General features: G+C 62.2%; 11 protein-coding genes. 7 read left to right on the top strand and 4 right to left on the bottom strand.

What is annotated here, in order from left to right:
* The first annotated feature begins 2 nt into the window (after positions 1-2).
* A complete protein-coding gene (gene amrB / locus LAN61_00915) occupies positions 3-809 on the top strand; it encodes an AmmeMemoRadiSam system protein B (protein MBZ5539057.1) in 807 nt (268 codons plus the stop codon).
* A 128-nt stretch (positions 810-937) separates the two neighbouring features.
* Here the strand turns inward: amrB and LAN61_00910 are convergent, their stop codons facing one another.
* Positions 938-2,560, bottom strand: a complete 1,623-nt coding sequence (locus tag LAN61_00910; GenBank protein MBZ5539056.1) for a FecR domain-containing protein — start codon at positions 2,558-2,560, stop codon at positions 938-940.
* 323 nt (positions 2,561-2,883) lie between these two features.
* On the opposite strand from LAN61_00910, the gene LAN61_00905 reads away from it, so the two are divergent.
* The 5 genes from LAN61_00905 to LAN61_00885 all read left to right on the top strand — a co-directional run bounded on the left by LAN61_00905 (position 2,884) and on the right by LAN61_00885 (position 10,553).
* A complete protein-coding gene (locus LAN61_00905) occupies positions 2,884-6,483 on the top strand; it encodes a carboxypeptidase-like regulatory domain-containing protein (protein MBZ5539055.1) in 3,600 nt (1,199 codons plus the stop codon).
* Between the two features lie 218 nt (positions 6,484-6,701).
* Positions 6,702-7,886: an aminotransferase class I/II-fold pyridoxal phosphate-dependent enzyme gene (locus LAN61_00900; protein ID MBZ5539054.1), complete on the top strand. Its 1,185-nt coding sequence runs from the start codon at positions 6,702-6,704 to the stop codon at positions 7,884-7,886.
* 121 nt (positions 7,887-8,007) lie between these two features.
* On the top strand, positions 8,008-9,342 hold the full coding sequence (locus LAN61_00895) for an amidohydrolase family protein (protein MBZ5539053.1): 1,335 nt from the start codon (positions 8,008-8,010) through the stop codon (positions 9,340-9,342).
* Positions 9,339-9,710: a cupin domain-containing protein gene (locus LAN61_00890; GenBank protein MBZ5539052.1), complete on the top strand. Its 372-nt coding sequence runs from the start codon at positions 9,339-9,341 to the stop codon at positions 9,708-9,710. Before LAN61_00895 ends, LAN61_00890 begins: the two co-directional genes overlap by 4 nt.
* Before the next feature lie 315 nt (positions 9,711-10,025).
* Positions 10,026-10,553, top strand: a complete 528-nt coding sequence (locus tag LAN61_00885) for a hypothetical protein (protein MBZ5539051.1) — start codon at positions 10,026-10,028, stop codon at positions 10,551-10,553.
* Positions 10,554-10,655: 102 nt separating this feature from the next.
* Here the strand turns inward: LAN61_00885 and LAN61_00880 are convergent, their stop codons facing one another.
* The gene (locus tag LAN61_00880) at positions 10,656-11,123 is read right to left on the bottom strand and encodes a PCYCGC domain-containing protein (GenBank protein ID MBZ5539050.1); all 468 of its coding nucleotides are present in this window, start codon (positions 11,121-11,123) and stop codon (positions 10,656-10,658) included.
* A gap of 265 nt (positions 11,124-11,388) precedes the next feature.
* Between LAN61_00880 and LAN61_00875 the strand changes: the two genes are divergently transcribed.
* The gene (locus tag LAN61_00875; protein MBZ5539049.1) at positions 11,389-11,643 is read left to right on the top strand and encodes a hypothetical protein; all 255 of its coding nucleotides are present in this window, start codon (positions 11,389-11,391) and stop codon (positions 11,641-11,643) included.
* A 723-nt stretch (positions 11,644-12,366) separates the two neighbouring features.
* Here the strand turns inward: LAN61_00875 and LAN61_00870 are convergent.
* Entirely contained in the window at positions 12,367-13,734 is a 1,368-nt protein-coding gene (locus tag LAN61_00870) for an RHS repeat-associated core domain-containing protein (protein MBZ5539048.1), read from the bottom strand.
* A 152-nt stretch (positions 13,735-13,886) separates the two neighbouring features.
* Positions 13,887-14,342: an energy transducer TonB gene (locus tag LAN61_00865; protein MBZ5539047.1), complete on the bottom strand. Its 456-nt coding sequence runs from the start codon at positions 14,340-14,342 to the stop codon at positions 13,887-13,889.
* Between the last annotated feature and the right edge of the window lie 88 nt (positions 14,343-14,430).

The following is a 14,430-nucleotide window of genomic DNA, read 5'->3' as shown; positions in this document are numbered from 1 at the left end:
TCATGCTTCGCCTGCCTGCCGTAGCCGGACGCTTTTATCCCTCCCAAGCTGAGGAACTGAGAAGACTCGTGCGGCACTCCGCCGTGGCCGAGCCGAACGTGGAGCGCGCGCGGGTGCGCGCGTGCCTGGTGCCGCACGCCGGCTACCTCTATTCCGGGGCGGTGGCGGGGGCGGTGTATGCGCGGATCGAGCTGCCGCGGCGCATGGTGATTCTCGGCGTGCGCCACCAGCCGCGGGGAGCGAACGCCGCGATCCTCTCGAGCGGGGCGTGGCGCACGCCGCTGGGCGACGCGCCCCTGGATGCGGCGCTGGCGGCGGCGCTGCGCGAGGCCTGCCCGCTGCTGCGCGAGGACGAAGTGGCGCACCGCAGCGAGCATTCGCTGGAAGTGCAACTGCCGTTTCTGCAGGTGCTGGCGCCGGAGTTTTCCTTTGTGCCGGTCGCGCTGGGGACGCTGCGTTTCGAGGAATGGGCGCAGATCGGGGAGGGGCTGGGGCGGGTGCTGGCGGCGGAGCCGGAGACGCTGCTGGTGGCGACCTCGGACCTGAATCACTACGAAGACGACGCCACCACGCGGGTGAAGGACGGGAAGGCGGTGGAGCGGCTGCTGGCCCGGGATGCGCGCGGGCTGTTCGAGGTGTGCATCCGGGAAGAGATTTCGATGTGCGGGCTGGGTCCGGCGGTGGCCATGCTGACGGCGCTGGGCGCCCTGGAAGCGGCGCGCGCAGAGCTGGTGCGTTATGCGACATCAGCGGAGGCCGGCGGCGACCGCAGCGCGGTGGTGGGCTACGCGGGGATGATTTTCGGGTAGCGGGGGCTGCCCGCGCTGCCGGGGCCACCCAGCTCAGGAAAATTTCATCAGGGCTCGATCCCATCAAGAAAAACAGAAGCGGCTCCGGGGTGCGGAGCCGCTGTTGTTTTGCAGAGGGCTGCCGCAGGTCAGTGCGGACGGGGAGGAGGCGCGGAGCGCGGCGCATAGGAAGGCGCGGAACGCGTCCCGAACGAAGGCCCGGAGCGCGGCGAGGGGCCGCGCGGTGTGGACGCGGACCGCGATGGGGTTGGCGGCGCATAGCTGCGAGCCGGTGGCGGAGTGAAGGTTCGCGCGGCCGGCGGAGTAGTCCTGCGGGGCTGGTCGAAGCGCATTGTCGTTCGCGCTGCGCCACGGGGTGCCGCGCCGGAGGCCGCTGTGGCCCCGGCCCCGGCTGCAACAGCGCCGGCAGGGCTGGCGAAGCCGGTTGCGGAGTCCGCCGGCGAATTCGCCGCATTGACGAAGCGGTGCTCGCGCGGATCAAAGACGATGGAGGAAACGCGGTCCATGCTCACCGCGCGCACGCCGGAGGTGCCCGTGAGCAGTACCCGCGTGAGGCGCACAGGCGGCGCGGTTGCCGCCAGGCTGGAGGCCAGGGCCCCCGGCGGCGGCGCTTTCAGCACTTTCCACTTGTCGCCCGCGCCGCTGCCGGAGGGCGAAATCCCGGCCTGCGCGAGATTGACGGGAGTTTTTCCGTGCGTGTCCAGGGGATGCACGGGCACCACGCCGACGCTGTTGCCCGAGCGCACCCACACCGCCGTCGCTGGCCGCCAGTAGTTCAGCGTGCCCGTGCCGAAACCTCCCGGCACCCACAGCCAGCCGTAGGCCGGAGAGAAAACCCAGCTCCCGAAGTGATAGGGCAGCCAGCCCCAGGGCTCGAAGCTCACCCAGCTCCAGCCCTGAGAGGCATCCAAGACCCACTGGCCGCTGCTGAAGGGCGACCAGCCCAGGCCCATGCCGAACGGCCGCCAGCAATTGCCATAGCCGGAGTACGAAATAAAGGAGCCGTAGGTGTAGAGATCGGCGAAGCCGGAGGAGTAGTAGGGCGAGCTGACGTATTGCAGCGCGGAATTGGAGGCGGAGGTGACGCTCTCCGAGCGTGCGGAGACCCACTGGTCGAAGGCATCGCCGGCGGGGAGCCTGCCGATGCTGGCGCGGGCGTCGTCGCCGGCGCGCAGGCTCAGGCTCTGGCCCTTTTCGAGGGCGGTGGTCTGGGATTTGGCGAGGACGGTGACGCGGCCCTTCTCGACGCCGATGGTGCTGCCGTCGTCGTAGTTGTCCATGCGGAAGGCGGCGCGGGCTCCGGCCTGGGCGGTGAAGTCTCCGCCGGTAACGCTGAAGAGGTCGCCGCGGGCCGGATTGACGTAGAAGGAAGCGCTGCCCTGGCGGAGGATCAGGCGGGTGGTGCGCGCGCCGTCGTCGTCCAGGGAAAGATCGTAGAATTCGACGACGGTATTCTCGTCGAGATAGGCAGTGGCGCCGTTTTCAAATTCGACTTCGGCGCGGCCGTGCGCGGTGGAAAGCACGTAGCCCTGGCGGATGGGCAGATTGGCGATGGCCGATTCCCAGGCCAGGTTCTGATCGGCCAGGGGATCGTTCTTCTGGGCAGAGCGCGTGAAGCGCACATCGCCCTGCACCAGGCTCAGGCGCACGATGCGCGCGTGGCTGGGATGGGCCGCGGCGGGGCGGGCGGCAGCGGAGAGCAGGAGCAGCGCGCCGAGCGCCAAAAACGAAAAAACCGAGCGGGACTTCATGGTCCACCTCCAGGAGGGGACGCTGCCCAGCCAGCTGCTGGATAGATGAAATGGTCGCGCCGCGGGCCTGCGGCGTCAAGCAGAGAAAGGGCGCGCGGCCCGGCGCAGCCCGTAATGGCCAGCCCGCCCCATCGGCCGCTTCGCGGCCGCCCGTGAAAAGGAGCACGGAATTCTTGACAGGATGGGATTGAAACGTTAGTTTCATAGGGATTAGCACAGGGGTTCCCGCAGCAGATTCCGGAAAGATTGCGCTTCTTAATCGGCGGGTTCATCCAGGGCACGGGTGTATTGTTCACTTCGAGAGAAAACCAAACGAGGTACATATGCGAGTCACGTTGAAATCTTTGCTGCTGGTTTCACTGTTGGTGATGGCCGTATCGCTGGCCGGAGTGCGCGCTTACGGACAGGGCGGCGCCACCGGCGCAATCAATCTGAGCGTGGTGGATTCGAGCGGCGGGTGGGTTGCCGCTGCCGATGTGCAGGTGATCGACGTGCGCACCGATATGGTGGCTCGCAAAGTGCAGACGGGCGCGGACGGCACGATCACCATGACCCTGCTGCCGCCCGGGACGTACCGGATCGTCGTCAACAAAACGGGCTTTGCCGAAGCCACGGTCTCCAACATCGAAGTGCGGGTCACCGAGACGACGTCGCTCACGATCGCGCTCAAGGCCGGCAGCGTGACCGAAAAGGTGGAGATCACCGCGGAAGTGATGACCATCAACACGACCAGCGCGACGACGGGCGAGTCTATCGGCTCGGCGACGGTGCGCACTCTGCCGCTGGCTACGCAGAACTTCCAGCAACTGCTGACGCTTTCCGGCGGCGCACAGAGCGACCTGAACGCCTCCGGGCAGCTCGGGCGCGGCGACGTGCGCATCATCGTGAACGGCCAGCGCGAGGACAACAACAACTACCTGATCGAAGGGATCACCGCGACGGACTATAACGTCGCGGAGCTGACCAACACGCCGCTGCCTAACCCTGACGTCATCCAGGAGTTCAAAGTGCAGACGTCGCTGTACGACGCCAGCCAGGGCCGCAACGGCGGCGGCAACGTCAACGCCATCCTGAAGTCCGGCAGCAAGGATTTCCACGGCGACGTGTACGAATTTTTCCGCAATGACAAACTGAACGCCAACGAGTTCTTCCAGAATGCCGGAGGTAATCCGCGCCCGGTGCTGAAGCAGAACATCTTTGGCGTGAGCCTCGGCGGCCCGGTGGGCACGGAGAAGTTGGGCTTCTTTTTCTTCAATTACCAGGGCACGCGGCAGCGCAGCGGACTTTCGCCGGGAACCCTGATCAGCACGACGATTCCGGTTCTGCCTGCGGACCGCTCGATGGGCAACCTGGCGAATGTGTTTTTCGGTGATCCGAGTGTTGCACTGGACCCGGTCGCGGTCGCCCTGCTCAACTTCAAGAGCGACCAATTCGGGGGAACCTCGAACGGTTACCTGATTCCCAGCGGCGATCCGGCGACCGGGGCGTTTGCCGTCAGCCGTCCCGGAAAATACAGCGACAATCAGTTCACCGCGAACTGGGACCGGGAGTTCCGCGGCGGCGCGGACAAGATTGCCACGCGCTTCTTCTTCTCGAATTCGGAGCAGAACGTGCCCTTCGGGGCCGGCGGGCTGCAGGCTTCTCTGGGCGGCAGCATCAGCGGCACGGACCTCAACTTCCCCTATTTTCTTCCGGTCAAGGATCGCTTCCTCAGCGTCGCGGAAACGCACCTGTTTTCCGCGACCCTGGTAAACGAGTTTCGATTCGGCCTGGTGCACATCAACAACAGCTCCATCAATGAGCCGCCGGTTACGGCGGCGGACCTGGGCATCAACCGGCCCATGAGCAACATCACCGACAGCATCTACAAGTTCACCTTGGCCAGCTCCGGCTACCAGATCGGGCCGACACCCATGGCCGACCAGTTCGCGGAACAGAACAACTACAACTTCGTGGACAACTTGTCCTGGGTGCATGGTGCCCACGTCCTCCGCTTCGGCGGCGACCTCTCTCTCGTCAACCTGGACAAGCTGTTCCCCCAGGTCTTCAACGGCCAGCTTTTCTTCGTCAGCACCCCCGGGCTGACCGATTTCCAGAAGTTTTTGCTCGGCATGCCGGACTTCAGCTTCGGGGGCGGCGGCGTTTTCGACCACAAATACAGACAGAAGAACTTCTCGCTTTTCGCGCAGGACGACTGGAAAGTGCGGCGCGACCTCACGCTAAACCTGGGCATGCGCACGGAATTTTTCGGGGCGTTTCACGATGATGCCTGCCACATCGGCAACGTGGAATCGCGTCTGACGCAGCAGGGGCAATATCCCTGGGTCTATCCGAGCTGCGCGGGTTCGCTCGGCGTGGCCGGCTTCACGGGCAACGCCACTTCCTCCACCTTCCGCAACCAGATCGCGACGGGATTCGGGCCGCGCTTCGGCTTGGCGTGGGACGTCCTGAACCGCCATACCACGACGGTGCGCGGCGGCTACGGCATCTACTACGCTCGCGAGGATGTCGGCGTGATCGACCAGCTCAGCTTCCAATCGCCGCTTCTGCCGATCGTCTTCTTCAACGCGGCGGGGCCGCTCAGCCTGACCAACTTCTTTGCGCCGTGCTCGCCCTCGAATCCCGCGCCGGAGAATCCGTGGTGCGCGGCCATCGGGTCCAACCCCAACGGCCTGCCGCCCGCAGGCGTCATTAATCCCGCCTACATCCCTTGTTTGTCCACTCTCCAGGGCTTTCCGGGGAACGACACCACCCAGGCCGGGATCTACCAGTGCAGCGGACCCGGTGTCCAATCGGATCTCATCTTCGCTCTGGAAGTGCCTCGGGATTTCAAGGTGCCCAGCACGCAGCAGTGGAACCTCACGATTCAACGCTCGCTCGGGAAACAGTGGGTGCTGGAGGTCGGCTACATCGGCACGCACGCCGTGCATCTCCGCGAGACGCGCGACGGCATCCAGTCGCGGCGCGCCTCGGTGGCCAATCCCGTCGTCGTCACCGACGCCTTCAACAACACCTACCAGATCACCGCGAACACCTTCGCCAACGCCGTGGCGCGGACGCCTACGCCGGGCCTCAACGGCTACTCCGGCTACCAGCTCTTCGCCAACGACGCCTACTCGCACTATCATGCGTTGCAAGCGACGGTGTCGCGGCGCTGGGCGCGCGGCTATTTCCAGTCCGCCTACACCTGGTCGAAATCCACCGACGCCACTTCCACGGGCAACACGGCGTTCAATACCGCGTACAACGACCAGAGCAACATCAACGCCTCGCGCGGGCTTTCCGATTTCGACCGCAAGCACCGCCTGGTGGTCAGCTACGTCTATGACCTGCCGTTCTTCGAGAAGGAGGAAGGCTGGAAGCGCGCGGTGCTGGCCAATTGGTCCATCAGCGGCATCACCATCTTCCAATCCGGCACGCCATTCTCCATTTTCGATTCCGGCGCAGGCTCAGGCTTCCTCGGGCTGGGCAGCACGCCGCTCCTCGGAGCCAGTTTGGCGTCCGGCGGGAGCATCTCGCAGGGTTACACATCCGGCGATGTGCACGCGCGGCTAGGCGGCTATGTGGACTTCAACAACTTCAGTAAGGCGCTGCCGCTCTATCCGGCGCAGTGCGATCCGAATCAGCTCGATCCGACCATCTTTCCGAACTCCAACTTCTGCACCACGGACTTTGGCAATCTCGGAAGGAATATCTACCGCGGTCCGCGCCAGCAGAACTGGGACTTCTCGCTGATCAAGAATTTCAAGATCGGCGAGCGGCAGACCATCCGGTTCACGGCCGATTTCTTCAACATCTGGAACCACGTGAACTTCTCGAACCCGACTTTCACCGACGTGGAGAGCAAGGCCAACTTCGGGCAGATCACCACGGCCAAGGGCACGCCGCGGCTGATCCAGTTCTCGCTGCGCTGGGCGTTCTAACGCGGCGGCGACCATCCTGCATCCGCAGGGGCACGAATGTTCGTGCCCCTGCGTTTTTTGCGGGCAACATTTACGGGCTGAAAAATCTCCCCACGGAAGCTTTCCCATGAGCGAAACATCCCGGGTCCGGCTGCTCGAGCGCGCTGTGGTGATGGCGGAGATCGCCGCGGTGTACGGCGCGCTGCCCGCGGCGGAGTGATAGCATCGGAAAACCGACTATGAGACACATCGCCTCACGCATTTCCCAACTGACCGGAGAGGGCGCACTGGCCGTCTATACGCGCGCCAAGGAACTGGAGCGGCAGGGCCGCTCGATCATTCATCTCGAGCTGGGCGAGCCGGATTTTCATCCGGCGGCCCCGGTGGTGGACGCGGTGCGCGCCGCCGTGGCCGCGGGCCGCGACCGCTACTGCTCGACGCGCGGCGTGCCGGCGCTGCGCGAAGCCGTGGCCGACTATCTGGGGCGGACGCGGCGGCTGCAGGTGACGCCGCAGGAGGTGCTCGTCGCTCCCGGCTGCAAGATGGCCCTGGCGCTGGCGATGATGGCGCTGATTGAGCCGGGCGACGAAGTGCTCTACCCCGATCCGAGCTTCCCGATCTATCCGTCGTTCACGCGGGGCCTGGACGCGACGCCGGTGGCGTTTCACCTGATCGAGAAGAACCGCTTTCAGCCGGATCTCGCGGAAATCGCCGGGAAAATCACGGCGAAAACGCGCCTGCTGATCTTCAATTCGCCGAATAATCCCACCGGAACGGTGTACAGCGATGCCGCGCTCGCGGGAATCGCGGAGCTGGCGGCGCGGCACGACCTGTGGGTGATCGCCGATGAAATTTACGCGCGGATTCTCTTCCGCGGGGAGTATCGCTCGATCGCGTCGCTGCCGGGGATGGCCGAGCGCACGGTGATCATCGACGGATTCTCGAAGAGCTTCGCGATGACCGGCTGGCGGCTGGGCTACGCGGTAGCCCCGGTGGCGGTGGTGGACGCGCTGGACATGCTGGTGCTGAACACGTTTACGTGCGCGGCGGAGTTCACGCAGGTGGCGGCCATCGAGGCGCTGCGCGACCCGAGCAACGCCGTGGACGCCATGGTCGCGGAGTACCGCAAGCGGCGCGACCTCTTCGTGGCCGGACTCAACCGCATCCCGGGCTTCCGCTGTCTCGCGCCCGACGGCGCGTTTTACGCCTGGGTGAATGTCGCGGACACTGGGCTCGCGGCCGAGCAGGTGGCGGCGCTGCTGCTGGAAGAGGGCGGCGTGGCGGGGATTGCCGGAGCGGCGTTTGGCGCCGGGGGCGCGGAGTACCTGCGCTTTTCGCTGGTGAGCGCGCGGAATCTGCTGGAGGAAGCGCTGGAGCGGATCGAACGCGTCTCCGCGCGCTGGCGCGCCGCAGTGGCGCGGTAGGCGGGCTTTCGATTGCCGGAAGGATTTCCGCCTCGGCGTGGCCGCCGCGCATTGTGTTTTGCGGCCTCGACAAACTCGCTGCGGTGTGGAATAACTGTTTGTTTCGGTGAGGTGCACAAAAATGAAACAAATGATTCACCTGCTGCTGTGCGCAGTTCTCTTCTTCGCTGCTGCCTCCCCGGCCGTGGCACAAGCCAAACCTTTCGCGGGCCCGGACATGCCGGTGATCTACGAGCGCCTGCTCAAGAAGATCGACCAGATTCCCATTTACGACAACCATTCGCACGCCACCTTCCCCGACGACATGGACATGGACGCCATGGCCTCGCCGCCGGAGGAAAGCACGGTGCTGCGCCTGCGTGACACCAATCCGGAATTTGTGGCGGCGGCCAAAGCGCTCTTCGGCTACCCCTACGACGATTTCAAGCCCGCGCATGCCCAATGGCTGATCGACAAGAAGAAGGCCTGGGAGAAGGAAGGCGGCACGGCCTACTTCGACAGCATCCTGGACAAGGTGGGCGTGCAAATCTGCCTGGCCAATCGCGTGGCGCTGGCTCCCTATCTCGATCCCAAGCGCTTCCACTGGGTCTTCTTCGTGGATTCCTTCCTCTATCCCTTCGATAACCGCGACCAGGCCGGGAAGAATGGCGACATGGGCGTGTACATCCCGCTGCAGGAGAAGATGCTGCAGCGCTACAGGAAGCAGGAGAACGTCGCGGCGCTGCCCGCGGATCTCGCCGGCTATGAGGAGTTCGTGCGGCGCACGGTGGCGGAGAACCAGAAGCGCGGCGGCGTGGCCATGAAGTTCGAAGCCGCCTATTTCCGCTCGCTGCATTTCGAGGACCCGCCGCGCGAGCAGGCCGCGCAGATCTATGCGCGCTACCGGACGGGCGGGGTGCCCGCGGCCAAGGAGTACACGCTTTTTCAGGACTACATTTTCCGCGTGCTGCTGGACGAAGCCGGGAAATTGAAATTGCCGGTGCACTTCCACAGCGCGGTAGGCATCGGCGATTACTTCAGCCTGCGCCAGGGGCATCCGCTGAACCTGGAAAACGTGCTGCGCGACCCGCGCTACAAGAACGTGAACTTCGTGCTCATCCACGGCGGGTATCCCTACACGCTGGACATGATCTGGCTGACCGCGGCCAAGAACGTGTATACCGACTCCTCGCTGATGGGCTACTACGTCTACCCCTCGGAGCTGAAAACGATTCTGAAGCAGTGGATCTCGCTCTACCCGGAGAAGATCATGTTCGCTTCGGACGCCTTTCCGTTCAACGACGCCGTGGGCGCGGAGGAAACCTTCTGGCTGGCGGTGCGCTCGGCGCGCACCGCGCTGGCCGCGGCGCTGGCGGAGCTGGTGAGCGAAGGCGCCATTACGGAAACACGCGCGCTGGAACTGGCGCATCTGTACCTGCACGACAACGCAGCGAAACTCTATGGAGACCTGAAATGAGCGCACCGGCCGTGCTGAAGTACCTCAAGTGGGACGACATCAAGCGTGAGCACCTAAATCCCCTGATCGACCGGCAGATGATCGTCGGCGACAAGATGATGATGGCGCGCGTGCTGCTGAAGAAGGGCGCGCACGTGCCGCTGCATCAGCACCACAACGAGCAGCTCACCTACATCCTGGAGGGCGCGCTGAAGTTCGCCATCGACGGCAAGGAGATCGTGGTGCACGCCGGCGAGGTGCTGGCCATTCCCCCGAACATGCCGCACGAGGCCTGGGCCGTGGAAGAGACCGTGGACCTGGACATCTTCATGCCCCCGCGCGAGGACTGGCTGAGCGGCACGGACGCCTACCTGCGCGGCGGCCGCTGAGCATCCTCAACTTAATTTTTCTGGCCAGGATTCATCCTTGTATTTTAGCGGCTCCAGCTTGGTTGTGAATTTGTGCCCGAACTCACACTTGGTGGTTTGGACATGCGTAGTTCGCTCGTACTATGGAGTATGCTGGCCAGCTTTGCGATTCTAAACTCTGAAATTCGGGCCCAATCAAATTAATGGGGTGTCAATTAGGCCATCGCCTCCCCGTTTTGAAATTCGAGGTTGGACTCAAACTGGCACAATCAGACTTGGATTTATATTGCGCCGCGCATGTCGCATGCGCGGCCCGCAGCAGACAGGAGAATCGCTATGAATATTCGACGGTTGCTGGCCGTGCTGGCCGTGCTCGTGTTGACGTCATCCACTGTATCCGCTCAGCTTTTCGGCTCTTACAAAAAGGTTCCGAAAGTGCTGGAGGCGCGTTTCGTGACCGGCGAACCCGTCTGGCGCGAACTGCCGGTTCGCGCAGACTTCCAAAAAAACTACGACAAGGTCTGGCAGACGGCTGTCAACACGGTCCTCGAACACAACTTCGACATCGCGACGATGGATAAGGACTCGGGATATTTCCGGACCCTCCCGAACTCGAAAATCGTCACGATGAACACGAACTGGGTCTACAAAGTACAGATCAGCATCAAGCTCGTCTCGACGCCTGGCGATCCCAAGGCGAATCCGCCCGTGCCGGCGAGTGTCGAGAAAGTCCGCCTGCAGGTTTCCGGCGAAGTGACGAACGTAGATGGCAGGGGCGTGATGAGAGCCGATTTCCTGGGATACGACCAGGTCCTGCTGCAGAGCCTGTTTCAGGACCTCCAAGCCAAACTAGGCGGCGCTTAAGCCGCTGGTTGTTGCAATCGTGCAAAAACGAGAAAGGCGCCCTCGGTAGGGCGCCTTTTTTGCTTCCCTGGCATTTTGGCCACGCCATTTTCGCGGCCTTTTTTATTTGGCGGGGGGATAGGTATCGTAGCGGGAGATGTCCATTCTTTCCCAGTCACCGTGGATGATGCCGGCGCGGATCTGCGCCGCAGTCTTGCCCTTGCGCTGCTGCTCGGAGGCGTAAAAAGTTTCGCGTATGCAGATGTCGCAGCCGGAAGCGTGCTGGGAGACGTAGCAATCGAGCAGGCTGCCGTGGCCGACGCTGCGGTCGCAGTGGCAATAGCAGGGCTGCTGGTAGAGGGTTTTCTTGATGCGCGCGGCGGCGGCGTAAGCGTTTTTCACCACCGGATCGTTGAACTGCGCGGGGCTGAGCGTGGCCGGGAGCGGGCCCTGGGGCGGCTGGCGGTGATGCGCGGGCACGGCGCCGGGCTCCTGCGGGGAGCCGGAGGCGGCGCCTGGCGGCAGGAGCAACAGCCCCAGCCCGGACGCCAGCAGGATCGTACCGCCGAGGAAAGTTCGCATCACACGCATCGGATTAACCTCCATGCTGCAGCCCTACTTTACGGCCACCACGGCGAAATTTCCAGCTTCCAGTGTTGCGGAGCGTGCCGCCAAGGTTCGGGGACGTCAGCGGACGTTGCCGCGCGAAGGCCATCGGCCGGGTTCCCGGCCCTCTCCCGGGCGGGGCGGGATGCGCAAGAGGGCACCCGTACGGGGGTACTACTTGACGCGGCGATGGATTTCGGTAAACTGCTTTTTCTTTATGGCCACACAGCTCCAAATCGTGCCCCCGGAAATGCTGCTGGATTTCGATCTCCCGCAGCGCGAAGCGGCCTTTTTCTACGGGCTGTTTCTGCGCGGGCATTCCCCGGAAGAGCTGCGGCGGGACATCTCCGTGCCGCCCGTGGTGCTGGCCAAGTGGCATCGCGAGGCCGAGCGCCAGCCGGAGCTGCGCGACCTCTTCACGCGCATGATCGAATACCGCCGCCACGTCCTGGCGATTTTCGACACCCTGGTAGGCACGGACGGCCGCCCGCACCGCCTGCAGTAGCCCTCCTGCTCCCGCATTGCTCACCGATCGGTACGCCCCAGCCCGGTTTTGAGGGCGCGAAGTTAACAGAATGACCCCCACCCCCCGGTGTTTTCTGTAAGTGCAGATGATAAAGGACTTTAAGTCTAATGATTTGTAACTGCAGATTCTACAGGGGTTGCGGACGGATTTTTCGGAACTGCAGATTCTGCAAGGGTTAGCGGGCGAGGGGTGCGGCGCGCGGGGTGGCTGCTGCGTACTCACGGCACATGTTAGCACAGTAGTACATGCGCTTCAAGAAGGGATTGGGGGGAAATGGCCGGGGGGGAGGCGGGGCATTCGAATGAGGTTACGGCCATCAATTCGAAACAAAGATCTCTGGCTAGGGAGGAGAGACGTGAAGAATAAAATTAAGTACTAACATAATCAAACCACCTTCAAATAAGCATGGCAGGATGAACCAAAAAAGAGGTATGTTTTGCATGTTCCGCAAGATAATTTGAAAAGAAAATAAATGCAGTACGATAAATCCTGAGATGATAAGCCAAAATCTGATACTATTGCGCATCTTCCAGTACCACCGAACGATATATCCGTACAATATGGCCGTCGCGACCGTTAGACGAAGTATTTTTGCTGAAATGCCCGAGTTAGCAGGTACGTACAGTGCCCACAGAATGATTCCTGCCATGACGAGGATGCTCACTCCCGCATAGATCATCGCGTCACGGATTTTGTGCTGTTTCATTTGCACTCACCAGAGACTGCAGCCTTTATCTCGGTTACTGTTGATTCTACAGAAGTAACAAAGAAATCTGCCGCTGCAAGTCCATCGAACATCTCCCCCAATCGGGTGATACTCCTAAAAATGGAGGATCTCATTGGCACCGCTAAACCTTTCTCCGCAACGTAGCCAATCTTCATGCTGTCCGTAGCTGCCTTCCCTACGTCGACTGGTCCAGGACCTGCTGCCTCCCCTCCTCCAACGAATGTCGTGCCGAACAAATAGGCACATCCACCAGGCTGGAACGTTTCCTTTTTCATTTCTCTTCCCCATGCTTGGAAGAAAACCTTCGTTTGCAACCAAAGAGTACTGCCCTGCCCACCCGGATTAGGAGTCGGATAATCACCTAAACAAAATGCCGCATCCACAATGACGCCGACATAGCAATTGGTTCCGTAGGCAAGGTTGCCTTTGAACTTCCAATCAGGTCCGAAGTCTATGTAGCCTAATCCAGTCTGTAGATAATAATTGGCCACCTGGCAGGGGGCGGGCATGAAGTTCAGGAGACAATTCCCGGTGCCAACCGCGTCACTGAATTGGTGGTAGCGGTCATACTTATCGTCGCAGGTGTCATCACGCGTGCAAGACGCCAGCCCCAACGGATCAACCAGTGCGAGCGGATTATTCATCACATACGCATAGCGATTCAAGGACTGTGGATTCCCGATATTGCCTCCCATTGGATCGGGCGACGGCCAGCGGCCCTGGATGGCGTATTCGCGGGCGAGGAAGTCGTAGGAGCCGCCAGCGGTGTCCTGGTTCTGGCCGGTGAAGGAAAGGTCGGCGGTGCCGGACTGTGCATAGGGCTCGCCAAACGGCGCGTAGGCTGTGGTGGAATAGACCGTGCGTGTGGGCGTCGAGGCCAAGCGCGAACTCCCCAGCCAATCGGGATGGCGGTAGTAGCTGAGGCCCGTGCTGGTGTACACAGCGGAGCCGCCGCCGGGCAGGGGCACGAAAGCCTTCTGCAACGTCTGGCCATTCATCAGCGCCAGCTTTTCTCCCGTGGGGGCATAGACGATCTGAGTATAGACGCCGGAGCGGTTCTGTTCCACCATGCGGTCGAAGGCATCGAAGGTCAATCCGACGCTGTCAAGCGTGACAGAATTGCCGTCCGCGTCCCAGGTGTAGATGTGACTGCTGTCGTTAGTGACGTTCCCGTTAGCGTCGTAGGTCGGGGTGAAATTTCCAGGGAGGGAGGTCATGCGATTGGTGGATGGCGAATAAGTGGGCAGGAAGCTGTTGGGGCTGCCGGATTTGTTGAGATTGCCGAAGGGATCGTAAGTGAATGTTTGCGCTGCAGCGCTGCCGGGTGAAAGACAAAACCGCACCCTTTTCGCGGACGGTACCCAGTCCTTGCCAACTCATCAAGGGGCTGCCACCCGCCTTCGGCTCCTCTCTTCCGAGCCTTGGTCGTCGTACAGCTAGCAAGTCTACTCGGTCGAAGGAGCCGACGCCGTCATCTAATCGGACGGAAACACCCTCAAGGCTTCGGAATCACGACATCCGGAGGCGCGACCTGTCCTATAGCAGGCGGAGCCACCACCTCCACTGTGGCAGGCGGACGAAAGGTCACATCTGTAGGTGCCCAATCGTTGGTGCTTTTTCCGTCTAGCTTAAATTGAACCGTGATGGTCAAATGCTGATTCTCTCGTGCTTCCGGGGGAGGGCAGAATTTCCAATTCCTAAGAGCCTGTGCGGCAGCCTCGGCCAATATCGGGTCCCCTTCGACGACACTAACACTTACGGGCTCCCCCTGTGGGCCGACATCCACCGTCAGCCTGACGGTGCCTTGAATCCGTGCCGCGCGAGCTATCGGAGAATACCTTGGTGCCACAAACTGGCATAGGCACACCTTCTCTCCCCAGGCGTCGCCGGAAGCCCAGTTCCACAAGCAGATGAGCGTGACTAGGAGCACTCTGCCAAGTTTGCCACTCATAGTTAATTCCTTTTATTTACAGTGTTTTTTCAATTGATCTTGAAAGGCAGCAGATGCCATTGCTCGGCCCAAATCACTGGCGGGTGGC

It is taken from the genome of Terriglobia bacterium (assembly GCA_020072785.1).
Lineage (GTDB): Bacteria > Acidobacteriota > Terriglobia > Acidiferrales > UBA7541 > Acidiferrum.
Note: the sequence above shows the minus strand (reverse complement) of the source record. Positions and strands in the feature narration are given on the sequence as shown.

Bases quoted from the DNA above. Each gene is read 5' to 3' on its own strand.
- amrB (MBZ5539057.1), top strand. From the start codon at position 3: ATGCTTCGCCTGCCTGCCGTAGCCGGACGCTTTTATCCCTCCCAAGCT.
- LAN61_00910 (MBZ5539056.1), bottom strand. From the start codon at position 2,560: ATGAAGTCCCGCTCGGTTTTTTCGTTTTTGGCGCTCGGCGCGCTGCTC.
- LAN61_00905 (MBZ5539055.1), top strand. From the start codon at position 2,884: ATGCGAGTCACGTTGAAATCTTTGCTGCTGGTTTCACTGTTGGTGATG.
- LAN61_00900 (MBZ5539054.1), top strand. From the start codon at position 6,702: ATGAGACACATCGCCTCACGCATTTCCCAACTGACCGGAGAGGGCGCA.
- LAN61_00895 (MBZ5539053.1), top strand. From the start codon at position 8,008: ATGAAACAAATGATTCACCTGCTGCTGTGCGCAGTTCTCTTCTTCGCT.
- LAN61_00890 (MBZ5539052.1), top strand. From the start codon at position 9,339: ATGAGCGCACCGGCCGTGCTGAAGTACCTCAAGTGGGACGACATCAAG.
- LAN61_00885 (MBZ5539051.1), top strand. From the start codon at position 10,026: ATGAATATTCGACGGTTGCTGGCCGTGCTGGCCGTGCTCGTGTTGACG.
- LAN61_00880 (MBZ5539050.1), bottom strand. From the start codon at position 11,123: ATGCGTGTGATGCGAACTTTCCTCGGCGGTACGATCCTGCTGGCGTCC.
- LAN61_00875 (MBZ5539049.1), top strand. From the start codon at position 11,389: ATGCTGCTGGATTTCGATCTCCCGCAGCGCGAAGCGGCCTTTTTCTAC.
- LAN61_00865 (MBZ5539047.1), bottom strand. From the start codon at position 14,342: ATGAGTGGCAAACTTGGCAGAGTGCTCCTAGTCACGCTCATCTGCTTG.